This window comes from Cellulomonas sp. JZ18 (genome assembly GCF_009720485.1).
Taxonomy (GTDB): domain Bacteria; phylum Actinomycetota; class Actinomycetes; order Actinomycetales; family Cellulomonadaceae; genus Cellulomonas.
In genome coordinates this window covers 3124340-3147314 of the sequence record NZ_CP045245.1, presented here as the reverse complement: position 1 = coordinate 3147314, position 22975 = coordinate 3124340, and the positions used below count along the sequence as shown (strand labels likewise).

Annotated in this window: 13 protein-coding genes and 1 pseudogene; 13 read left to right on the top strand and 1 reads right to left on the bottom strand. The window is 76.0% G+C overall.

Annotated elements, in window-relative coordinates; genetic code table 11:
- The first annotated feature begins 154 nt into the window (after window positions 1-154).
- The 13 genes and pseudogenes from GC089_RS14190 to GC089_RS19240 all read left to right on the top strand — a co-directional run bounded on the left by GC089_RS14190 (window position 155) and on the right by GC089_RS19240 (window position 22034).
- The gene (locus GC089_RS14190) at window positions 155-964 is read left to right on the top strand and encodes a hypothetical protein (protein WP_155378202.1); all 810 of its coding nucleotides are present in this window, start codon (window positions 155-157) and stop codon (window positions 962-964) included.
- A gap of 197 nt (window positions 965-1161) precedes the next feature.
- Window positions 1162-4695 carry a PKD domain-containing protein gene (locus GC089_RS14185; RefSeq protein ID WP_230684828.1) on the top strand — a complete coding sequence of 1178 codons (3534 nt, stop codon included), beginning with the start codon at window positions 1162-1164 and terminating at the stop codon, window positions 4693-4695.
- Between the two features lie 1490 nt (window positions 4696-6185).
- Window positions 6186-7994, top strand: coding sequence for a polysaccharide biosynthesis tyrosine autokinase (locus tag GC089_RS14180; RefSeq protein ID WP_155378201.1), 1809 nt, complete (start codon window positions 6186-6188; stop codon window positions 7992-7994).
- 177 nt (window positions 7995-8171) lie between these two features.
- Window positions 8172-10010, top strand: a complete 1839-nt coding sequence (locus tag GC089_RS14175; RefSeq protein WP_155378200.1) for an ABC transporter ATP-binding protein — start codon at window positions 8172-8174, stop codon at window positions 10008-10010.
- Window positions 10011-10137: 127 nt separating this feature from the next.
- Window positions 10138-10602 carry an adenylyltransferase/cytidyltransferase family protein gene (locus GC089_RS14170; RefSeq protein WP_155378199.1) on the top strand — a complete coding sequence of 155 codons (465 nt, stop codon included), beginning with the start codon at window positions 10138-10140 and terminating at the stop codon, window positions 10600-10602.
- Window positions 10603-10730: 128 nt separating this feature from the next.
- Window positions 10731-14363, top strand: a complete 3633-nt coding sequence (gene mfd / locus GC089_RS14165; RefSeq protein WP_155378198.1) for a transcription-repair coupling factor — start codon at window positions 10731-10733, stop codon at window positions 14361-14363.
- 118 nt (window positions 14364-14481) lie between these two features.
- Window positions 14482-15105 carry a dihydrofolate reductase family protein gene (locus GC089_RS14160; RefSeq protein WP_155378197.1) on the top strand — a complete coding sequence of 208 codons (624 nt, stop codon included), beginning with the start codon at window positions 14482-14484 and terminating at the stop codon, window positions 15103-15105.
- Window positions 15106-15219: 114 nt separating this feature from the next.
- Window positions 15220-15846: a hypothetical protein gene (locus tag GC089_RS14155; RefSeq protein WP_155378196.1), complete on the top strand. Its 627-nt coding sequence runs from the start codon at window positions 15220-15222 to the stop codon at window positions 15844-15846.
- The gene (locus GC089_RS14150; protein ID WP_155378195.1) at window positions 15843-16787 is read left to right on the top strand and encodes a MazG nucleotide pyrophosphohydrolase domain-containing protein; all 945 of its coding nucleotides are present in this window, start codon (window positions 15843-15845) and stop codon (window positions 16785-16787) included. The genes GC089_RS14155 and GC089_RS14150 overlap by 4 nt, the downstream gene beginning before the upstream one ends.
- 146 nt (window positions 16788-16933) lie before the next feature.
- A complete protein-coding gene (locus tag GC089_RS14145; RefSeq protein WP_155378194.1) occupies window positions 16934-18496 on the top strand; it encodes a Re/Si-specific NAD(P)(+) transhydrogenase subunit alpha in 1563 nt (520 codons plus the stop codon).
- 4 nt (window positions 18497-18500) lie between these two features.
- Window positions 18501-19891 (top strand): annotated as a pseudogene (gene pntB, locus GC089_RS14140) (Re/Si-specific NAD(P)(+) transhydrogenase subunit beta).
- A 263-nt stretch (window positions 19892-20154) separates the two neighbouring features.
- Complete coding sequence (locus tag GC089_RS14135) at window positions 20155-21690, top strand: endo-1,4-beta-xylanase (RefSeq protein ID WP_230684827.1); 1536 nt, start codon at window positions 20155-20157, stop codon at window positions 21688-21690.
- Window positions 21687-22034, top strand: coding sequence for a cellulose binding domain-containing protein (locus tag GC089_RS19240; RefSeq protein ID WP_230684826.1), 348 nt, complete (start codon window positions 21687-21689; stop codon window positions 22032-22034). The genes GC089_RS14135 and GC089_RS19240 overlap by 4 nt, the downstream gene beginning before the upstream one ends.
- A gap of 48 nt (window positions 22035-22082) precedes the next feature.
- On the opposite strand, the gene GC089_RS14130 is transcribed toward GC089_RS19240, so the two are convergent.
- Window positions 22083-22886: a putative protein N(5)-glutamine methyltransferase gene (locus GC089_RS14130; RefSeq protein WP_155378193.1), complete on the bottom strand. Its 804-nt coding sequence runs from the start codon at window positions 22884-22886 to the stop codon at window positions 22083-22085.
- Window positions 22887-22975: the final 89 nt, after the last annotated feature.

Below are 22975 nucleotides of genomic sequence, written 5' to 3'. Positions count from 1 at the left end.
GGTGGTCCGGCTGGCCGCCGGACGCGGTGAGTCTAGGGGCCCTTTGGGGTGATTCGTCCGGCCCTCGACGGTTATCACCCGGTCGCCCCCGGTCGGTCCCGGGGTGTCCCGGTACCGTGCCGGAGCCGGTGCGAGCGACAGCGGGAGGCGTCCGATGGGCGAGCGGGACCACGACGACGCGGGCGACGCAGGGCGGCGGGCTGCCGGCGAGGGCCCGGCGGGAGCGGCCCACGGCCCGGCGGGGGCGGCGGACGTCCCCGCGGCGGACGGCCCGGCCGGGGCGCGCCGCCGGCGGGCCCTCCTGGTGGCCGCCCTCGTCGCGGCGGTCGCCGTCGTCGCCGTCGTCCTCGCGCTGACCGCGCGGGACCGGGGCGCCTCGGCCGGGCCCGTCACGTCCGGGGCCACGCCCACGGTGACCGCGCCCACCACGACGTCGCCCGCGGTCCCGTCCGGGACCGCGTCGAGCGCCCCGGACGCCCCGCCGCCCGGCCCGGCGACCGCGGACCCCGCCGCACCGGGGTCCGTGCCGCCGGCGGCCGACGCCCCCGTGCCGGTGCCCCCGCTCGGCGACGTGGCGCCCGTGGTGGGCTCGGGCACCGCTCCCGTGGACGCGGCCGGGCTGACCGTCGCCGTCACCGGCGTCGAGGCGGTCCGGACGCAGGCCGAGGGCGTCGGCGAGGTCGCCGCGCCGGGCGTCGCCCTCACGGTCGAGGTCCGCGGTCCCGCCGGCCGGCGGCTCGACGCCGCGGCCGTCTCCGCGCACGCCGGGGCGGAGGGTGCGCCGCTGCGCCCGGCGGAGTCCGACGAGCGCAACGCCCCGCTGCCGGCGCAGCTGCCCGGGGACGGGGTCGCACGCGGCACCTACGTGTTCGCGGCGCCCGCTCCCGGCACGCCCCTCGCGCTCACGGTCCTGCTGCGGCTCGACGTGCCGCCCGTCGTCGTCCAGGGGCTGCTCGCCCCCTGAGCAGGCCCCGCCGGGCGGTCGTGAGACCCCCGACCCGGACGACTGTCCACTGTGACTGCCGACCGCCCGGGTGAATCCGGCTCCGGCGCTGGGTGAAGTGGTGGACGGAGCGGGTGCACCGGGCGGATACGCGTCTAACGTCCCCTTCGCACCATTTCCGGCCGGCCGCGGCTGCGCGACCAGAGTGCGAGGAAGCCGTGTCCCTCACCGACCGCCTGCACCGGGGATCCCGAGCCGTCGCCGTCCTGGCGGCCGCCGCCCTCGTCGCCGTGGCGGGGCCCGCGCACGCCGACTCCGCCCCCGCCGACCCCGAGCGCCCGGGGCTGCCGACGACCGTCACCGCGGACGCCCTGCCGACCGTCCAGATCGACGGCGTCGTGTGGTCGCAGGTGGTCGTCGGGAACACCGTCTACGTCGCCGGGGAGTTCACCACCGCCCGGCCCGCCGGCGCCGCGCCCGGCACGAGCACGGTGCCGCGCGCGAACCTGCTCGCCTACGACATCCGCACGGGCGTGCTCGACCCGACGTTCGCACCGGTCCTCGACGGTCAGGCGCTGGGCGTCACCGCCTCGCCCGACGGCCGGCGCGTCTACGTCACGGGCGACTTCAACAAGGTCGACGGGCAGTGGCGGGTGCGCATCGCGGCGTTCGACACCGCCACGAAGCAGCTGGTCGCCGGCTTCCGCCCCACGCTCGCGTCGCGCGGCGCGGCGGTCATGGCGACGAACGACACGGTGTACGTGGGCGGCAACTTCACCTCCGTCGCGCCGGTCACGGGTGCGACGCTGCAGCCCCGGCGCCACGTGGCGGCCTTCGACGCCGCGACGGGCGCCGTGCGGCCGTTCTCGGTCGACCTGTCGGCGCCGGTCACGGCGATCGCGCGCCAGCCGAACGGCGAGCGGATCGTCCTCGGGGGCCGGTTCCAGACCGTGAACGGCGTGTCCGCGATCGGCCTGGCGTCCGTCGACCCGACGACGGGGGCGACGATCCCGTACCCGGCCTCCGAGCAGATCCGTAACGGGAGCACCAACTCCGCGATCCTCAGCCTCTACGCCGACGAGACCGGCGTGTACGGGACCGGCTACCACTACGGGCGCGCGGGCAACCTCGAGGGCACCTTCCGGGCCGACCCCGTGACCGGCGAGACCGTCTGGATCGCGGACTGCCACGGGGACAGCTACTCGGTGACGCGCATGGGCGGCATCGTCTACACGGCCAGCCACTCGCACTACTGCGGGAACATCCCCGACGGCTTCCCCCAGACCGAGCCGTGGGGCCACCACCACCTCAACGCGTTCACGACCGAGGCCACCGGGACCAACACCCCGGACATCTACGGCTACCCGCACTCCGCGGGGCAGCCGGCGCCGAGCCTCCTGCACTTCTACCCGGACTTCTACACCGGCACGTACACGGGGCAGGGCCAGGCCGGCTGGTCGGTCGCGAGCAACGCGGACTACGTGACGATGGGCGGGGAGTTCCCCGGCGTGAACGGGCGGGCGCAGCAGGGGCTCGTCCGCTTCGCCCGCAGCGACATCGCGCCCGACGACCAGGGTCCGCGCCTGTCCGGGACGGGCTGGGACGTGCGGGCCACGTCGACCGCGGCCGGCCAGGTCCGGCTCACCTGGAGCGGCAACTACGACCGGGACAACGAGACGCTCACGTACCGCGTGTACCGCGGCTCGAGCCCGTCGGGCACGCCCCTGCACACCCGCACCGTGACGCACCGGTACTGGGAGACGCCGACGCTCGGCCTCACCGACCACGGACGCGCACCGGGATCGACGCAGACCTACGTCGTCACCGCGACGGACGCGTTCGGCAACCGCGCGGTCTCGGCGCCGGTGTCGGCCACCGTCGCGGCGTCGGGGACCACGAGCCCGTACCTCACGGCGCTGCGCGCCGACGAGCCGCTGGCCCACCACCGGCTGAGCGACCCCGCGGGCACGACGGTGCGCGACGACGCCGGGTTCCTCGACATGCGCACGGTCGGCAGCGGGATCGTGCGCGGCGTCGCCGGGGCGCTCGCGGGCGACGGCGACACGGCCACCGACTTCCCGGGGACGTCCGGGTCGTTCGCGGTGCAGACGGAGCCCACGAACGCGCCGGACCGGTTCTCGGTCGAGGCGTGGGTCCGCACCACGACGACCCGCGGGGGCGCGGTGGTCAACTTCGGCAGCTCCGCCACGGGGCTGTCCGGCACGTCGACCGTCGACCGTGCGCTGTACCTCGACAACGCGGGACGCGTGAACTTCGGTATCTACGGCACGAACCGCCTGACCCTGCGCTCGCCCGTCGCCGTGAACGACGGCGCGTGGCACCAGCTCGTGGCGACCTACGAGGGTCCGGTCATGCGGCTGTACGTCGACGGCTCCCAGGTCGCCGAGCGCAGGGACGCCGGGTGGGTCCGCCCGTACTGGGGCTACTGGCGCATCGGCGGCGACCGGATGTCGAGCTTCGCGAACGCGCCCTCGTCCAGCTACCTGGACGGCGCGATCGACGAGGTGTCGATCTGGACGCGGGCGCTCAGCCCCGCGCAGGTGGCCGACCACCACGACGCCGCCCGGACCGGGACGACCACGAACCGCCTGCCCACGGCGGCCTTCACGCCCGCGGTGAGCGGCCTGCGCGTCGACGTCGACGGCTCCGCGTCGAGCGACGTGGACGGCGTGGTGACGGCGTACGCGTGGGACTTCGGCGACGGGACGACGGGCACGGGGCCGACCGCCTCGCGCACGTACGCCGAGGCCGGCACCTACACGGTGCGCCTCACCGTGACGGACGACGCGGGCGACACCGGGACGGCCGAGCAGTCGGTCACGGTCACCGCACCGCCCAACCAGCTGCCGACCGCCGCGTTCACGTCGTCGCTGTCCGGGACCGTGCTCGCGGTCGACGGCTCGGGGTCCTCCGACCCCGACGGCGCGGTGGCGTCCCACGCCTGGGACTTCGGCGACGGCGGGACGGCGACGGGTGCGACCGCGTCGCACACGTACTCGGCCGCCGGCACCTACACGGTGCGCCTGACCGTCACCGACGACGACGGCGGGACGGCGACGACCACGCAGGTCGTCACGGTCGCCATCGTGCCGGCGGCGCTCGTGGCCGACGCGTTCGGGCGCACGAGCGCGAGCGGCTGGGGCGTCGCCGACCAGGGCGGCACGTGGCTGGGCACCGGGTCGGCGGGCCTCTACCAGGTGCAGGACGGCGCCGGCCGCGTGACGCTCAACGCCGGCTCCACCCCGCGCCTGCGGGTGGACTCCACGGCGGTGCAGGACGCGGACGTCACCGCGACGGTCACCCTGGACCGCCTCTCGGACGCCGGGACGACGACGCTCTGGCTCGGGGGACGCTCGAGCGGCTGGGACTCGCAGTACGAGGTCGCGGTGCGCGTCGCCGCGAACGGTGCGACGACGGCCCAGGTCGTGCGTCGTCTGACGTCGGGCACCACCGCGCTCGCGAGCGCGGCGGTGCCGGGCGGCCCGACCACCGCCGGCACGCCGCTGCGGCTGCGCCTGCAGCTCGAGGGGTCGGGCACGACCACGGTCCGCGCGAAGGTGTGGCCGGCGTCCGCGCCCGAGCCGGCCGCGTGGCTGCTGCAGACGACGGACGCGACGCCCGAGCTGCAGGACGGCGGCGGCGTCGCCCTGGGCCAGTACACGGCGTCGGCGACGACGAACGGTCCGCTGCGCGTGGCCTGGGACGACCTGTCGGCGACGGCGCTCGGGTGAGGTCCGCGCCGGCCGGCGCGGCGCGGGCGTCGACATCCGCCGGTCCCGTCGCCAGACTGGGGCCGGTGGGGGCGGCACGGGGGCGAGGCGTGGCATGACGCTGTCCGCGCCCGCCGTGGACGAGCTGGCGGTGCTGGTCGTGGTCGCGGCGCTCGGCCTCGCGACGCTCGCCGTGGTGCGCGCCCGTCCCCTGCTCGGGCTCGTCGGGTACCTCGTGCTCCTCGCGTTCGTCCCGGCGTGGTTCGGCATCCAGAAGGTCGTCTTCCTGACGCCCGCCGCGGCCGTGGGCCTCGCGCTCGTCGTCGCCTCCTGGCGCCGGGTCGACCTGCGGCTGCGGGCGTTCGACCTCGTGCTGCTCGGCGTCGTCAGCGCGGTGGTCACGTCGTTCCTCGCGGGGTACGTGCCGCTGCCGTCGGCGTACGCGGTCGTGCTCGGCTGGGCCGCGCCGTACGTCGTGGGCCGCGTGGTCTCGGTGCAGCTCGCGCCGGAGGTGGTCGCGACGTGGGTCGCCGTCGTGCTGGGCCTCGTGGCGCTCGCCGCGGTCGCGGAGTACCTGACGGGGACGAACCTGTTCGTCGGGTTCGGTGCGGGCACGCCGTTCGTCGAGCGGTCCGGGTACACGCTGTGGTCGCCGATCCAGGTCCGCGGCGGGCAGGCGCGTGCGGAGGCGGCGTTCGGGCACTCCATCGCGCTGGGCGCGACGCTCGGCATGGCGGTGCCGTTCGTCTGGGTGAGCGCGCTGCGCCCGTGGCTGAAGGCGCTCGCGCTGCTCGTGCTCGCCGCGGCCGCCGTGTTCACGTTCAGCCGCATCGGCATGGTGAGCGTGGGCGCCGCCCTCGTGCTGTCCCTGCTGTTCCTGGGCCGCCACGTGACGCGCCGGTTCCGGGTCGGGGTCCTGGTGCTGCTCGCGGCCGGTGCGGCCGTCGTCGTGCCGGTCGCGCTCGAGGTCTTCACCAGCGCCGGGGACGAGGCGTCGGGCTCGGCGCAGTACCGCGGCGACCTGCTGCAGCTCGTGCCCGAGCTCGCGTGGGTGGGGGAGTCGCCGGCGGCGGCACGGGACGCGTCGGGTGCCCGCTCGTTCGGCGGCTTCGAGTCGATCGACTCGGCGATCGTGCTCGTCGGGCTGCGCTACGGGCTGCTGCCGCTCCTGCTGCTGCTGGCCGGTGCGCTCGCGGGCCTCGCGGCGCTCGTGCGGGGCCGCCGGGACGCCGCGCTCGTCGCCGCGCTGGCGACGCTGCCCGCGCTCACGTCGGTCGCGTTCATCACCCAGTTCACGACGTTCTTCTGGTTCGTCGTGGGGCTCGCGGTCGCGGGCCCCGTCGGGGGCGCGGTGGTGGGCCGGGCCGGGGGCGCGGTCGGGGCCGGGTCCCGGGCGCGACCAGGTCGGCCGTGCCGTCCGGCGCGGGTGACGTGCACGAGGTCCACCCATCTCCGCCCGTCGCGTCCGCGGGGGCCGGTGGTTCAATCGAACGAGGGACGAAGGAGGCCGGATGACGCTGCGCGACGTGCTGGCGGCGGTGCGCAAGCACTGGGTGCTCATGCTGCTGCCCGTGCTGGTGCTCGCGGGCGGCATCGGCTACCTGTCCGTGACGGCGGTGCCGCAGTACCGCGCGCACGCGGCCGTGTACGTCACGATCGCGGCGGCCGAGGACCCCGGCGACCTCAACCAGGGCACGAGCTACACGCAGGCGCAGATGCTGTCGTACGCACGGCTGGCGTCGCTGCCGGTCGTGCTCGACCCCGTGGCGGCCGAGCTCGGGCTCGACGAGACGGGCCGCGAGCTGGCCGGTCGCGTCACCGCGAGCACGTCGGGGGACGTGTCCATCCTCGACGTGAGCGTCACGAGCGCCTCCCCGGACGAGGCGGCCGCCGTCGCGAACGCGGTCGTCGACCAGATGCGCGTCGCGATCGAGGACCTGGCGCCCGCGACGGCGAGCGGGGGCAGCGCGGTGACCGCGCGCGTCGTCGAGGAGGCCGTGCCGCCCTCGGCGCCCTTCGCGCCCAGCACCCGCCGCAACGTGCTCGCCGCGGGGTTCGCCGGCCTCGTCCTCGGCGTCCTCGCGGCGTGGCTGCGCGAGGCCCTGGACACGCGCGTGCGCCGGCCGGAGGACGTCGAGGCCGCGGCCGGCCTGCCGGTCCTCGGCACGCTGCGCGCCCTGCCGCGCTCGGCGCCCGAGCTCGCGGCCCCGCTCACGGCGACCGGGCCCGCGGCGGAGGACGTCCGGCGCGTGCGGGCGAACCTGCAGATGATCGGCCGCGCCGGCCGCCCGGCCGCGTTCGTCGTCGCGTCCGCCGTGGCGGGCGAGGGCAAGACGCACGCCGCCGTCCGCATCGCCGCCTCGTTCGCCGCGGCGGGCGACCGCGTGCTCCTCGTCGACGCCGACCTGCGCCGGCCCGCCGTCGCGGACCGCATCGGCATCGAGGGCGCGGTCGGGCTCACCGAGGTCCTCGTCGGGCGTGCCGCGTTCGACGACGTCGTGCAGGACGTCGGTGACGGCCTGTCGGTCCTGCCCTCGGGTGCGATCCCGCCGAACCCCAGCGAGCTGCTGTCCTCGCGCGAGCTCGAGGACCTCCTCGCGCAGGCGGGCGAGCGCTACGACCTCGTCCTCGTCGACGCGCCGCCCGTCCTCTCGGTGGCGGACGCCGTGCTCGTCGCACGGCGCGTGGTGGGCCTGGTCGTCGTGGTCGACGCGCGGCGGACCCGGCGGCCGCAGCTGCGCGAGCTCGTCGACCAGGTCCGCCTCGGAGGCGGGCGGGTGGTGGGTGCGGTCCTCAACCGCGCGCGCGTGCCGGCGTCCGCGGCGTACGAGTACGTGGCGGCACCGCCCCGGCGCGCCGGGTCACGCAGGGCGGCCGCCCACGGGCGGCGCGGCGTCGCGTCCCGGTGGGAGGCGGGCCGTCCGGAGGGCAGCGCGGACGTGCGACGCGCCGACCGGCGGTCGGGACGCGGGGACGCCCCGGCGCCCGTCGACGTGCGCGACGGGGACGACCGGCCGGTGCGGGTCCCGGCCGCGGGGGTGGCGCGCGGCGGGTCCGGCCAGGACACGCGCGCCGCAGAGGTGCCACCGGACGCGCCCGCCGCGGAGGTGCCACCGGACGCGCCTGCCGCGGAGGCGGCCCCCGACGCGCCGGCGGCCCCCGGCACCCCCGCCGGGGCCGGGCCCGACCGTGTCGACGACGGTCGCGACGCGACCGTCCCGCGGGCCGACGACGACCTGCCCGGCGCCGACGCGGGGGCGCCCGCCGACACCTCCGCCGAGGTGGAGGACGTCCTCGCACCGGACGCCCCGCGCCGCTGAGTCGCCGGCGCGCCCGGCCGTTCGCGGGGCGCGCCGCGGCCGGGCCGGTCCCGCGCCCCGTGCTCGCGGACGGCCGATCCGGACTTTTCATCCCGTACCCGTGCAGACGGCACCAGACCGCTCGGCTACGGTCGGGCGAGGTGCCGGCGCACGACCCGGCGGATCGGGGGCGGACGCGTGGCGGGGAACGACGGGTCGGGGGCACGGCGCGGGCAGGGCCCGTTCGGGGCTGCCCGGCGGGCCGCCACGGCGTGGCGTCGGCTGGCGCCGTTCTTCGCGGCCTCGCGCGGCCAGGTCGTCACCATCGCCGTGGTCTCGGTCGTCGCCGGTCTCGCGGAGGCCGGGCTGCTCGCGCTCGTCGCCGCGCTCGCGCTCTCGCTGTCCCAGGGCCGGGACACCGTGCGCGCGGACCTCGGGCCGGTCGCGCTCGACTCGGCCCTCGACGTCGCGCTCGTCGTCGCGCTCGTGCTCGCCCTCGTCCGCGGCGGGCTGCAGCTGTGGCTCGCGTACCTGCCGGCGTCCATCAGCGCGTCGGCGATGGTCGGCCTGCGCCGTCGGCTGTTCGACGCGTTCGTCGCCGCCACCTGGTCGGTGAAGGCGGCCGAGCGGGACGGGCAGTTCCAGACCTTCATGAACGTGCACGTGAACCACACGACGCAGGCGATCATCCAGATCGCGTCCGTCGTGACGAACGTGCTGATGTTCCTCTCGCTGCTCGTCTCGGCCGTCGCGCTCAGCCCGGTCGCGGCCGCGGTGCTCTCGGTCGCCTCCCTCGGGCTGTTCCTCGCGCTGCGTCCGCTCGCGCGCCGTCTGCGCCGGTACTCGCGGGAGCTGAGCGAGGAGAACGTCGAGTACGCCAACGGCGTCCAGGGCGTCGCGGCGACGGCCGAGGAGATGCAGGTGTTCGGCGCCTCGCCGCGCTTCGTCGGGCAGTTCTACACGCTGCTCGACGACGTGCGCCGGCCGCTGCTGCGCTCGCGGTTCCTCGTCGGCGCGATGCCGTCGCTGTACCAGAGCGTCGCGCTGCTCCTGCTCGTCGTGGCGCTGGGCGTCGTCTCGTACATGGACGTCGGGCAGATGACGACGCTGGGCGCGGTCGTCCTCATGCTGGTCCGGGCGCTGTCGTACGGGCAGCGCGTGCAGTACTCGATCACGGGGATCGACGAGAAGCTGCCGTTCATGGACCACCTGGCCGAGGCGATCGAGACCTACCGGGCGAACCGGCAGGTCGACGGCGGGCGTCCCCTGGGAACGGTCGAGAGCATCGGCATGCGCGACGTGCGGTTCGGGTACGAGCCCGGTGCGGACGTGCTGCACGACCTCACGTTCGAGGTCTCGCGCGGGGAGGTCGTCGGCGTCGTCGGGCCGTCGGGCGCCGGCAAGTCCTCGCTCGTCCAGGTCCTGCTGCGGCTGCGCGAGCCGACGTCGGGGGTGCTGACCGTGAACGGCGAGGACGCCTGGCAGGTGGACCGCGCCCAGTGGCAGCGGCGCGTGGCGTACGTGCCCCAGCAGACGCAGCTCGTGTTCGGCACCGTCGCCGACAACATCCGCTTCTACCGCGACGACCTGACGGACGCGCAGGTGGAGCAGGCCGCGCGCTGGGCGCACGTGCACGACGAGATCGTGCGCTGGCCCGACGGCTACGCGACGACGGTCGGACGGCGTGCGCAGGGCATGTCGGGCGGGCAGCGGCAGCGGCTCGCGATCGCCCGCGCGCTCGCGGCGGAGCCGGAGGTGCTGGTGCTCGACGAGCCGACCAGCGCGCTCGACGTGCGGTCGGAGGAGCTCGTCCAGGAGACGATCCGGGGCCTGCGCGGCCGCGCGACCGTGTTCCTCGTCGCGCACCGGCTCTCGACGCTGTCGGTGTGCGACCGGGTGATGGTGGTGCGCGACGGGCGCATCGAGGTGTTCGACACCCCGTCCCGCGTGCTCGAGGGCAACGACTTCTTCCAGGAGGTCCACGAGATCACGCGCCGGCAGGCGGTCGTGGACGCGGGGACGGGCCCCGGCGACTGACGGCGCCGACGCCCCGAGACGGCGCCCGTTTCACCCGGAACGCCCTGGTTCCTGCCGTCTCGTCCCCGTACCGTTGCTCCAGCGGCCGGGGCAGGGGCACCCGGCACCGAGCGGGGGAGGGTGCCGCGTGGGTCGACGGCTCATCGGGTACGCGCCGGGCGCGTACGACCTGTTCCACGTGGGGCACCTCAACCTGCTGCGCCGGGCGGCGGCCCGTTGCGACTACCTGATCGCCGGGGTCGTGAGCGACGACATGCTCGAGCGCGCACGCGGTCGCCGGCCCGTGGTGCCCCTCGCCGAGCGGCTCGAGATCGTGTCGCACATCGACGTCGTGGACGAGGCGTACCCGGAGACGCTGCCCGACAAGCTCGACACGTGGGCGGCGCTGCGGTTCGACCTGTTCTTCAAGGGCTCGGACTGGCAGGGCACGCCCAAGGGCCTCGCGCTGGAGCGGCGGTTCGCCGAGGTCGGCGTGGAGGTCGTCTACGTGCCGTACACGCTGCACACGTCGAGCACGGCGCTGCGCCGTGCGCTGGCCGTGCTCGAGGGCGGGGTCGGCGCGGAGCCGGCCGTGGAGGCCGCCGGCGGCTGACCCGCCCGGCGGGCCGTGTCGGTCCCGCTTCGTAGACTGAGGGACGCACCCCGCCCCCACCCGGACGCGGGGCGCTCGTGCTGCGCGTGCCGCGCACGGCCGTGCCTCCTCGCCGTACGAAGGACCCCATGGACCTCACCGGACTCCTGCCCGCCCTGCTCGCCGACCCCGCCGCGGCCGAGGCGGTCGCGTCGGTGCGCGCACGCGGCGAGCTGGACGTCGTCGGCCCCGCCGGCGTGCGCCCGCCGCTGCTCGCCGCGCTCGCCGGGGCGCACGCCACCGGCCGCGCCGCCGGCGCGGCCGGCCGTCCCCTGGTGGTCGTCACCGCGACCGGCCGGGACGCCGACGAGCTCGCGGCGGCGCTGCGCTGCTACCTGCCCGACGACGACGTGGCGGTCCTGCCCAGCTGGGAGACGCTCCCGCACGAGCGGCTCAGCCCGCGCGCCGACACCGTCGCCCGCCGGCTCGCGGTGTTCCGCCGGCTCGCCCACCCGGACCCCGAGCCCGGTCCGACGGGTCCGGTGCGCGTGCTCGTCATGCCGGTCCGCGCGCTCCTGCAGCCGGTGGTGGACGGGCTCGGCGAGCTCGTCCCGGTGGAGATCCGCCCGGGTCAGCAGGTGGACCTCGACGACGTCGCGCAGCGCCTCGTCGACGCCGCGTACTCGCGGGTCGACATGGTCGAGCGGCGCGGGGAGTTCGCGGTGCGCGGCGGCATCCTCGACGTCTTCCCGCCGACCGAGGACCACCCGCTGCGCGTCGAGCTGTGGGGCGAGGACGTCGAGGAGATCCGCTGGTTCTCGGTCGCGGACCAGCGCAGCCTCGAGGTCGCGGAGCACGGCGTGTGGGCGCCGCCGTGCCGGGAGATCCTGCTCACGCCGGCCGTCCGGGAGCGGGCGCGGGCGCTCGCCGAGCGTCTGCCGGGTGCCGTCGACATGCTCGACCGGCTGGCCGAGGGCATCGCCGTCGAGGGCATGGAGTCGCTCGCACCCGTGCTCGTGGACCGGATGGTCCCCGTGGTCGACCTCGTGCCCGACGAGTCCCTGCTCGTCGTCGTCGACCCCGAGCGCGTGCGCCGGCGCGCGCACGACCTCGTCGCCACCACGGAGGAGTTCCTCGCGGCGGCGTGGACGTCGGCCGCGGCGGGCGCGCAGGTGCCGCTGGACCTGTCGTCGGCGTCGTTCGGCACGTTCGCCGACGTCCGCGGGCGGGCGCAGGTGCGCGGGCTGGGCTGGTGGACCCTCAGCGGCTTCACGCTGGACGCCGGCGCGGCGGACGACGCGACGGTGCCGGACGACGGGCTGGGCCACACCGACGGCGTGCGGACGCTCGTCGTCGCGGCGCGGGACGTGGAGCGCTACCGGGGCGAGGTGGAGCGCGCCGTCGCGGACGTGCGCCGCCTGCAGCAGGAGGGCTGGCGCCTGCTGCTCGCGACGGAGGGCCACGGCCCGGCGCAGCGCATGGTCGAGCAGCTGCGCGCGTCCGACGTGCCCGCGCGGCTCGTGGGCACCGTGGACGACGAGCCCGAGGGCGGCGTCGTCCTGGTGACGCCCGCGCCCGTGGGCCCGGGGTTCGTGCACGAGGACCTGCACCTGGCGGTGTTCAGCGAGGCCGACCTCACCGGGCGGGCCGGGTCGAGCACGCGGGACATGCGGCGCATGCCGAGCCGGCGCCGCAACGTCGTCGACCCGCTGCAGCTGCGCCCGGGCGACTTCGTCGTGCACGAGCAGCACGGCGTCGGGCGGTTCGTCGAGCTGGTGCAGCGCACGGTCGGCACGGGCGCGAACGCCGCCACCCGCGAGTACATGGTGGTCGAGTACGCGTCCAGCAAGCGGGGGCAGCCGGGCGACCGCCTGTTCGTGCCGACGGACCAGCTGGACCAGGTGACGAAGTACGTGGGCGGGGAGGCGCCGACGCTCAACCGCATGGGCGGCGGCGACTGGGCCAAGACGAAGAGCCGCGCCCGCAAGGCGGTCAAGGAGATCGCCGCGGAGCTGATCCGCCTGTACTCGGCGCGCATGGCGACGCCGGGGCACGCGTTCGGGCCGGACACCCCCTGGCAGCGCGAGCTCGAGGACGCCTTCGCCTACGTCGAGACGCCCGACCAGCTGGCGACGATCGACGAGGTCAAGCAGGACATGGAGAAGCCGATCCCCATGGACCGCCTCGTCTGCGGCGACGTCGGCTACGGCAAGACGGAGATCGCGGTGCGCGCCGCGTTCAAGGCCGTGCAGGACGGCAAGCAGGTCGCGGTGCTCGTGCCGACGACGCTGCTCGTCCAGCAGCACCTCGACACGTTCACCGAGCGCTACTCGGCGTTCCCCGTGACCGTGAAGGCGCTCTCCCGGTTCCAGACACCGAAGGAGAGCAAGGAGATCATGGAGGGGCTCGCCGACGGGTCGGTCGACGTCGTCATCGGCACGCACCGCCTCATCACGGGCGGGGTGCGGTTCAAGGACCTCGGGCTGGTCATCATCGACGAGGAGCAGCGGTTCGGCGTCGAGCACAAGGAGACGCTCAAGGCGCTGCGGACGAACGTCGACGTGCTCGCGATGAGCGCGACGCCGATCCCGCGGACGCTCGAGATGGCCGTCACGGGCATCCGCGAGATGTCGACGCTCGCGACGCCGCCGGAGGAGCGCCACCCGGTGCTCACGTTCGTCGGGCCGTACGAGGAGAAGCAGATCGGCGCGGCGATCCGGCGCGAGCTGCTGCGCGAGGGCCAGGTCTTCTACGTCCACAACAAGGTGGAGACGATCGAGCGCACGGCGCAGCGGCTGAGCGAGCTCGTGCCGGAGGCCCGCGTCGCGGTGGCGCACGGCAAGATGAACGAGCACCAGCTCGAGCGCGTGATCATGGACTTCTGGGAGAAGAAGTTCGACGTCCTCGTCTGCACCACGATCGTCGAGACGGGCCTGGACATCTCGAACGCGAACACGCTGATCCTCGAGCGCGCCGACCGGCTGGGCCTCTCGCAGCTGCACCAGCTGCGAGGGCGCGTGGGCCGCGGGCGCGAGCGCGCGTACGCCTACTTCCTGTACCCGCCGGAGGTGCCGCTCACCGAGACGGCGCACGACCGCCTCCAGACGATCGCCGCGCACACCGACCTCGGCGCCGGCATGGCCGTGGCCATGAAGGACCTCGAGATCCGCGGTGCGGGCAACCTGCTCGGCGGCGAGCAGTCCGGGCACATCGAGGGCGTCGGGTTCGACCTGTACGTGCGCATGGTCGGGGAGGCCGTCGCGAGCTTCCGCGGCGACCAGCCGGAGGAGCTGCCGGACGTCACGATCGAGCTGCCGGTCGACGCGCACATCCCGCACGACTACATCGCGCACGAGCGCCTGCGCCTCGAGGCGTACCGCAAGGTCGCGGCGGCGGCCGACGAGTCCGCGCTCGCCGAGGTGCACGCGGAGCTCGCGGACCGGTACGGGGCCGTCCCGGCGGCCGTCGAGAACCTGTTCGACGTCGCCCGCTTCCGCCTGCACGCGCGGGCGGCGGGGCTGTCCGACATCACGGCGCAGGGCCGGTTCGTGCGCTTCGCACCGGTCGAGCTCGCGGAGTCCGCGCAGCTGCGCCTCAAGCGGCTGTACCCCGGTGCGGTGCTCAAGCCCGCGGTGCGCACGGTGCTCGTGCCGTTCCCCACGACCGCGCGCATCGGCGGCAAGCCGCTGCACGGCAAGGAGCTGCTCGCGTGGGCGCGCCAGTTCGTCGACGCGGTCGTGCGCGGTGACGTGTCGGTCGCCGCGCAGGTGGGCACGCGCTGACAGGCTCGGACGACCGGACCCGGGCGGGCCGACGAGTTCGGCGGCCGGCCCGGGTCTGACCCGTCGACCCCGCACCACCGACGCCGCGGCGCGGCGCCCGACCCCCCTGGAGCTCTCGATGGCCTCTGTCGTGTCCACGCTGTTCGTCTCCCTCGACGGCGTCGCCGAGATCGACCCCGACTGGCACTTCCCGTACTTCGACGAGCACATGGGTGCCGCCGTGGACGAGGACTACGCCGGGGCGGACGTGCTGCTGCTCGGCCGCCGGACGTACGAGAGCTTCGCGGGGGCGTGGCCCGAGCGGGAGGCCGCCGGCGGCGAGGACGCCCCCTTCGCCGCGCAGCTCGGCGACACCCGCAAGCTGGTCGCCACGCACGGCGACCAGGACCTGGGCTGGCGCAACGTCGAGCGCGTCGAGGGCGACCTCGTCGAGGCGGTCCGGGCGCTGCGCGCGGACAGCGGCGTGCGCACGGTGCTCGTGCCCGGGTCGCTGTCGGTCGTGCGGCAGCTGCTGGCCGGCGGGGTGCTGGACGAGCTGCGGCTGCTGGTCCACCCCGTGCTCGCGCAGAAGGGCGAGAAGCTCTTCACGGACGAGGGCCCGGTCGTGCCGCTGACGCTGCGCGACTCGCAGGCCTACCCGACGGGCGTCGTGCGCCTGGTCTACACCGCGGCCACCCGTGCGCCCGCGGCTGCCGGGTACGAGGACGTGACCGCGCACGTGCCGGGCGCCGGCGGGTCCTGAGCCGCCGTCGGTGCCCTCGCCGGGGCGGGCGCCCGACGCGTCGGCCCGCTCCCTCGGCCGCGACCCCTACGATGGCCGCGGTCGAGGGACGACTTCCGACGACGGGAGGCTCTGGTGACGGTGCGACGAGGCACGTGGACGACCCGGCGGGCGCGGACCCGCGGGACGGTGGCGCTGGGTGCCGCCCTGCTGGTGGGCGGTCTGCTGACGGCGTGCTCCGGGCACCCGGGCGCCGCGGCGGTCGTGGACGGCGAGCCGCTCGGCACGGACGTGCTCACGACGGCGTACGAGGAGCTGAGCCCCGTCTTCCCGGGCGTCACCACGGCGGACCTGCTGACGATCCTCGTCACCGAGCCGCTCCTGTCCGACGTGGCCGCCGAGCGCGGGCTCGGGGTGAGCGACGAGCAGGCGCGCACGTTCCTCGAGGAGGCGGCGACGCAGCAGCTCGGCGAGGCCGCCGGCGACGTGCGGTTCGGCGACGCCGCGGTCGCCGTCGCGCGGTACTCGCTCGCGGCGCAGGGACTGCAGGGTGCGCAGGACGCGCAGGCCGCGGCCGACGAGTTCCGCCAGCGGGTGCTCGACGCGGACATCGAGGTCAACCCCCGGTTCGGCACGTTCGAGGACACGGCCGTCGCCCCGCCGGCGCGGCCGTCGTGGGTCGTGCCCGAGGGCGGGCGCACGGCCGAGGGCGGGCAGGACTCACCGGAGGGCACCCCGGTCCCGGCCCCGACGGCGCGATGACCGCCGACGGGCGGTCCGGACCCGGCGGGCCGGCGGCGCGCGGACCCGTCCCGGCGCCCGCGCTCGCCGCCGACGCCCCCGCCGGTGCGGGCACGGACCGGGCGGCCGCGGCGTTCGGCCGCCTCGTCGCCGTGATGGACCGCCTGCGCTCCCCGGGCGGGTGCCCGTGGGACGCCGAGCAGACCCACTCCTCCCTGGTGCCCTACGCGCTCGAGGAGGTGCACGAGCTCGCCGAGGCCGTCGACGCGGGCGACCGCGACGGCCTGCGCGAGGAGCTCGGGGACGTGCTGCTGCAGGTGGTCTTCCACGCGCGCGTCGCCCAGGACGACCCGGCCGACCCGTTCGACGTCGCGGAGGTGGCCGAGCGGCTCGTCGCGAAGCTCGTGCGGCGCCACCCGCACGTGTTCGGTGAGCCCGCGGACGACCTGGCGGCCGGTGACCTGGCACCCGGTGACGTGCACCGCCGCTGGGACGACGCGAAGCGTGCGGAGAAGCCGGCGCGCGCGTCGGCGCTCGACGGCGTGCCGGCGTCGCTCGGGGCGCTCGCGCGCACGCAGAAGGTGGCGGGCAAGGCGGTGCGGGCCGGGCTGCTCGCGCTGCCCGCCGGACCGGACGAGGACGGGCCGGTGGTGCCGGACGACGCGGGCCCCCGTGCCGACGCGTCCTCCGCGGGCGCGCCGGCGGAGGCCGTGCCGTCCCCGGAGCCGCAGGACGTGCCGGACGTCGACGCGGCCGTCACCGCCGTGACCGGGCCGGAGGACGCGCACGGCGACGAGCGGGACTCGGCGCTCGGCGCGCGCCTGCTGGCGCTGGTCCTCGAGGCCGAGCGGACGGGCGTCGACGCGGAGGGCGCGCTGCGCCGGGCGGGGGCGGCGTGGGAGGTGGGCCTGCGCGCGGCCGAGCGCGCCGACGCACGGGGCGAGGCGGCTCCGTGGGCGTGAGCACCCGCTGAGGCGCGCCGGGGACGGCCTCGCCTACCCCGCTCCCGCCCGGCCCACCCCGGACCGAGGTCCGTACCGTCGTGCGGCCCCGTGCACCACGATGGGACGACCGCGCGGCGACCGCCGCGGGCGGGGAAGGAGCGGGCATGAGGATCGGCGTCCCCCGCGAGCACCGACCCGGGGAGCGGCTCGTCGCCGCCACGCCGCGCACGGTCGCCGCCCTGCGCGACCTGGGGTACGACGTCGTCGTCGAGACCGGCGCCGGGGCGGGCGCGACGTTCGGCGACGACGCGTACGTCGCGGCCGGCGCGCGCGTGGTCGACGCGGCCGAGGTGTGGGGCAGCGACGTGGTCACCGCGGTGCACGGGCCGCGCGAGCGGGACCTCGACGCGATGCGACCGGGCGGCACGGTCGTCGCGATGATGGCGCCGCAGCTCGACCCGGGCGTCGCGGACCGCCTCGCGGCGCGCAAGCTCACGGGCCTGGCGCTCGACGCGGTGCCGCGGATCTCGCGCGCGCAGGCGCTCGACGTGCTCTCGACGTTGTCCAACGTCGCCGGGTACCGGGCCGTCATCGAGGCGGCCGAGGAGTTCGGCGGGATGTTCACGGGCCAGGTGACGGCCGCCGGCACGACACCGCCCGCGCGCGTGTTCGTCATCGGGGCCGGCGTCGCGGGTCTCGCGGCGATCGGCACGGCCGTGAGCCTCGGTGCGCAGGTGCGCGCCTTCGACGTCCGCCCCGAGGCCGCGGAGCAGATCGAGTCGATGGGTGCCCAGGTCGTGCGCGCCGAGGGCGCCGCGCAGGAGGTGTCCGCCGACGGGTACGCGCGCAGGCTCACGCCCGAGCAGGAGCGCCTGACCGCCGAGATGTACGCCGAGCAGACCGCGTGGGCGGACGTCGTCGTGACGACGGCGCTCGTGCGGGGGACGGCGCCGCGCACGATCACCGCCGGGATGGTGGCGGCGATGCGGCCGGGGTCGGTGATCGTCGACCTCGCCGCGTCGGGCGGCGGCAACTGCGCGCTGACGGTGCCCGGGGAGCGGGTGGTCAGCGGGAACGGTGTCGTCGTGCTCGGCTGGACGGACCTGCCCAGCCGCATGCCGCAGCACACGTCCCAGCTGTTCGGCACGAACGTCGTGCACCTCGTGGCGCTGCTGACGCCCGGCAGGGACGGCGTCCTCACGCTGGACCTCGAGGACCCGGTGCAGCGCGGGCTGACCGTCGCGCACGACGGTGCGGTGCTGTGGCCGCCGCCCCCCGTGGCGGTGTCGGCGGCCCCGGCACCCGCCGCCGCGACGCCCGTCGAGACGCCCGAGCAGGCCGCCGCCCGCGCGGCGGCCGCCGCCGAGGACGCGCGCCGGCGCGCCCGGCGCCGCAGCGTGCTCTACGGGCTGGGGGCCGTGCTCGCGGCGCTCGCGCTCACGGTGGCCCCGGCGTCGTTCGTCGGCCACGCGACCGTGTTCGCGCTCGCGGTCGTCGTCGGCTACTACGTCATCTCGCACGTGAGCCACGCGCTGCACACGCCGCTCATGGCGACCACGAACGCCATCAGCGGGATCATCCTCGTCGGCGCGCTGCTGCAGATCGGGGACGACTCCTGGGTGGTCACCACCCTCGCGTTCGTCGCGGCCACGGTCGCGGCGATCAACATCTTCGGCGGCTTCCTCGTCGCGAACCGCATGATCACCATGTTCCGCAAGGAGGCCTGACGCCGTGCTGACGTCCCTGGCGCAGGCCGTGTACCTGGTCGCCGCGCTCCTGTTCGTGCTGTCCCTCGCCGGGCTGAGCACGCAGGAGACGGCCCGCCGCGGCAACCTGCTCGGCATGGCCGGCATGGGCCTGGCCCTGCTCGCGACCGTCCTGCTCGCGGCCGACGTGTCCGAGCGACCCGTCGCCGTCACGCTCCTGCTCATCGCGATGGCGCTCGCGGTCGGCGCGGTCGTCGGCACGTGGCGCGCGCGGCACGTCGAGATGACGCAGATGCCGGAGATGATCGCGATCCTGCACTCGTTCGTCGGGCTCGCGGCGGTGCTGGTGGGCTACAACTCGTACCTCACGCAGGAGCCGGACGCGCTGCACCTCGTCGAGGTGTTCCTCGGCGTGCTCATCGGCGCGGTGACGTTCACCGGCTCGGTCGTCGCGTTCCTCAAGCTGTCGGCGCGCATCCGCTCCGCGCCGCTCACCCTGCCCGGGCGGAACCTGCTCAACCTCGCCGCGCTGGCCGTGTGCGGCGGCCTGCTCGCGTGGTTCCTCGCCGTGCCGTCGGTGCTGCCGCTGGCGCTCATGACCGTCGTCGCGCTCGCGCTCGGCTGGCACCTCGTCGCCGCCATCGGCGGCGGCGACATGCCGGTGGTCGTCTCCATGCTCAACTCGTACTCGGGCTGGGCGGCCGCCGCGGCCGGCTTCATGCTGGGCAACGACCTGCTGATCGTCGTCGGCGCGCTCGTCGGCTCGTCCGGCGCGATCCTGTCCTACCTGATGTGCCGGGCCATGAACCGGTCGTTCGTGTCCGTGGTCCTCGGCGGGTACGGCGCCGGGGCGGCACGGTCGCCGCGGGCGACGCCGCTCAGGGCCAGCATCGCGAGGTGACCGCCGCCGCGGTCGCGGACATGCTGCGCGAGGCGCGGACGGTCGTCATCACCCCGGGGTACGGCATGGCCGTCGCGAAGGCCCAGTACCCCGTCGCGGAGCTGACGTCGCGCCTGCGGGCGCAGGGCGTCGACGTGCGCTTCGCGGTGCACCCCGTCGCGGGACGCCTGCCCGGCCACATGAACGTGCTGCTCGCCGAGGCCAAGGTGCCGTACGACATCGTGCTCGAGATGGACGAGATCAACGACGACCTCGCCGACACGGACGTCGTCCTCGTCATCGGCGCGAACGACACCGTGAACCCCGCCGCGCTCGACGACCCGTCCTCGCCGATCGCCGGCATGCCGGTGCTCGAGGTGTGGAAGGCCCAGCAGGTCGTCGTGTTCAAGCGGTCGATGGCCACGGGGTACGCCGGCGTGCAGAACCCGCTGTTCTTCCGGGAGAACACCGCGATGCTGTTCGGCGACGCGAAGGACCAGGTGGAGCGCATCCTGGCGGCGGTCCCCGTCGGCTGAGCCGCCGGGGCCCGACGAGGGCGGAAACGGTTCACCCCTGGGCGCGCCCCGCCGCGCACGCCTAGCGTCCGCGGCATGCCGCACGTCACCGCCGCCGGGCGCGCCCGCACCCTCGTCGCCGCCGTGCTCGTCGCCGCGGGCGTCGCGGCGCTCGCGCTCGTCGCGCCGCTCGCGCAGCCGTCGGGCGCGCTGTCGCCGGCGGTCGTGCTGAGCGCGGACTTCGAGTCCGGCCCCGAGGGGTGGGGGCCCGCGGTGCGGCGAGCGTGGCGCGCACCGCCGAGCACGGCCCGCGCGGCACGCACAGCCTGCTCGTCACCGGCCGCACGAACCCCTGGGACGGCGCCGCCGTCGACGTCACCGACGCGTTCGAGCCGGGCACCTCGTACACGATCGGGCTCTGGCTGCGCCTGCCGGCGGGGGCGGCGCCGGCGGACCTGCGTGTGTCCGTCCAGCGCGACACCGGCGGCACGTCGTCGTACGACACGGTCACCACCGTCGCCGGGGTGACGGGCGACGCGTGGACGCAGGTGCTCGGCACCTACGTGCCGGGGGAGTTCGACACCGCGTCCCTCTACGTCGAGTCGACGTCCTCGCTCACCGACCTGCTGGTCGACGACGTCCTCGTCAGCGGGGTCCGCCACACGCCCGACCTGTCGCTGCCGTCGGTCGCGGAGGCGCTCGCGGACGACTTCCCGTTCGGCATCGCGGTCGAGCCGGTCGACCTGCTGGGCGGCCGCGGGGACCTGCTCGCGCACCACGCGGCCCAGATCACCCCGGGCAACCAGCTCAAGCCCGACGCGGTCCAGCCCACCGAGGGCACGTTCACGTTCGACGCCGCCGACCGGCTGCTCGACTGGGCCGTCGCGCACGGCGTGCGCGTGTACGGGCACACGCTGCTGTGGCACCAGCAGACGCCCGCGTGGTTCTTCCAGCGGCCCGACGGCACGCCGCTGAGCACCTCCGCCGACGACCAGGCCCTGCTCCGGGACCGGCTGCGCGCCCACGTCGAGGCCGTCGCCGACCACCTGCGGGACCGCTACGGCGAGTTCGGCACCCCCGGCAACCCGGTGTTCGCGTTCGACGTGGTCAACGAGGTGGTCGACGAGACGCAGCCTGACGGGATGCGGCGCAGCGAGTGGTACCGCGTGCTCGGGCCGTCGTACGTGGCTGACGCCTTCCGGTACGCGCGGGACGCGTTCGGACCGCAGGTGCAGCTGTTCGTCAACGACTACAACACCGAGTACCCCGACAAGCGCGCGCCGTACCTGCGGCTCGTCACGGACCTGCTCGCGCAGGGCGTGCCCGTCGACGGGGTCGGCCACCAGCTGCACGTCGAGGTCGGGCGGTCGATCGCGATGGCGGAGGCGACGATCACCGCGTTCGAGGCGCTGGGCGTGCGGCAGGCCGTCACCGAGCTCGACGTGTCGACGTACCGGCACGCCGGCGAGTCGTGGGCCACGCCGCCCGCCGACCGGCTGCTCGAGCAGGGGTACTACTACCGCGACCTGCTGGCGATGCTGCGCCGGCACGCGGCGGCGCTGGAGTCGGTCACGGTGTGGGGGCTCGAGGACAGCCGGACGTGGCTGCGGGCGGGGCGGCGCCGCTGCTGTTCGACGGGGCGCTGCAGGCCAAGCCGGCGTACTGGGGGCTCGTCGACCCGTCGCGGATCGGGTCGACGCCGACCCCCACGCCGACCCCCACGCCGACCGCCACGCCGACCGCGACGCCCACGCGGACCGCGACGCCCACCCCGACGGCCACCACGACCCCGATCCCGCCGCCACCCAGCCCGTCCGTGACGACACCGCCGCCGCGGCCGCAGTTCGCCGCGTGCCGCGTCGCCTGGCAGACGCACAGCTGGCAGGCCGGGTACACGGCCCTGCTCCGGGTCACCGTGATCGGCGGCTCGGTCGACGGCTGGACCCTGCGCTTCACGACGCCGCGCAGCGACCAGCGGCTCGTGCAGGGGTGGAGCGCGACCTGGTGGCAGACGGGGATGGACATCTCCGCGCAGGACGCCGGCTGGAACGCGCGCATCCCGTCCGGCGGCTCCGTCGACATCGGCTTCAACGGCAGCCACCAGGGCGAGGTGGGCCGCCCGAACGCCTTCGTGCTCAACGGGGTGGTCTGCGAGCAGGTCTGACGGGTCCCGAGCGCCCGGGCGCGCCCCGGCCGCGCGGCCCGGTCGTCGTCAGCCGGGGCGCCGACCGACGACGACCGTCGCGTCGACGTCCTCGTCGCGCAGCACGCGGACGTCCCAGCCCGGCGGGAAGGCCGCGGCCGTCACCGGCGCCTGCTGCTCGCCGGTCTCCACGGCCGCGTGCCCGCCGGGGCGCACCCACGCCTCGGCGCCCGCGAGGAGCCGGCGCTGGACGTCGACGCCGTCGGCCCCGCCGTCGACCGCGACACGGGGCTCGTACGCGCGCGACTCGACGGGCATCGTCGCGACCGCGTCGCTCGGCACGTACGGGGCGTTCGCCACGAGCACGTCGACCCCGCCGCGCAGGTCCGGCGGCAGGGCGTCGAACAGGTCGCCGGCGGTGACCGTCCCGCGCCCCGCCAGGTTCACGGCCGCCCAGCGCACGGCGGCCGGGTCGACGTCCGCCGCGTGCACGCGCGCTCCGGGGACGTCCTGCGCGACGACCGTCGCGACCGCCGCGACGCCGCAGCACAGCTCGACCACGACGGGGGCCGGCCCCGAGTCGCGCGCGAGCCGCACCGCCGTGCGGGCCAGCAGCTCGGTGCGCCGGCGCGGGACGAACACGCCCGGGCCCACGGCCACCCGGCGTCCGGCGAACGCGACCCAGCCGAGCACGGTCTCGAGCGGCTCACCGGCGACGCGGCGGTCGGTGAGCGCGTCGAGGTCCCCGCCCTCGCCGGCCGCGGCGCGCAGCAGGTCCGCCTCCTCCTCGGCGAACACGCAGCCCGCCGCCCGCAGGCGCGCGACGAGCGGGTCCGGACCGGGTGCCGTGCCGCGGCCGGCGGAGGAGGTCATCCCCGGATCGTCCCACCGGGCGTCGCGCCTGGTCACGGGCGCGCCGTCCGCCAGCCGAAGGTCCCCCGGGCGCCGCTGCGGGTGCCCAC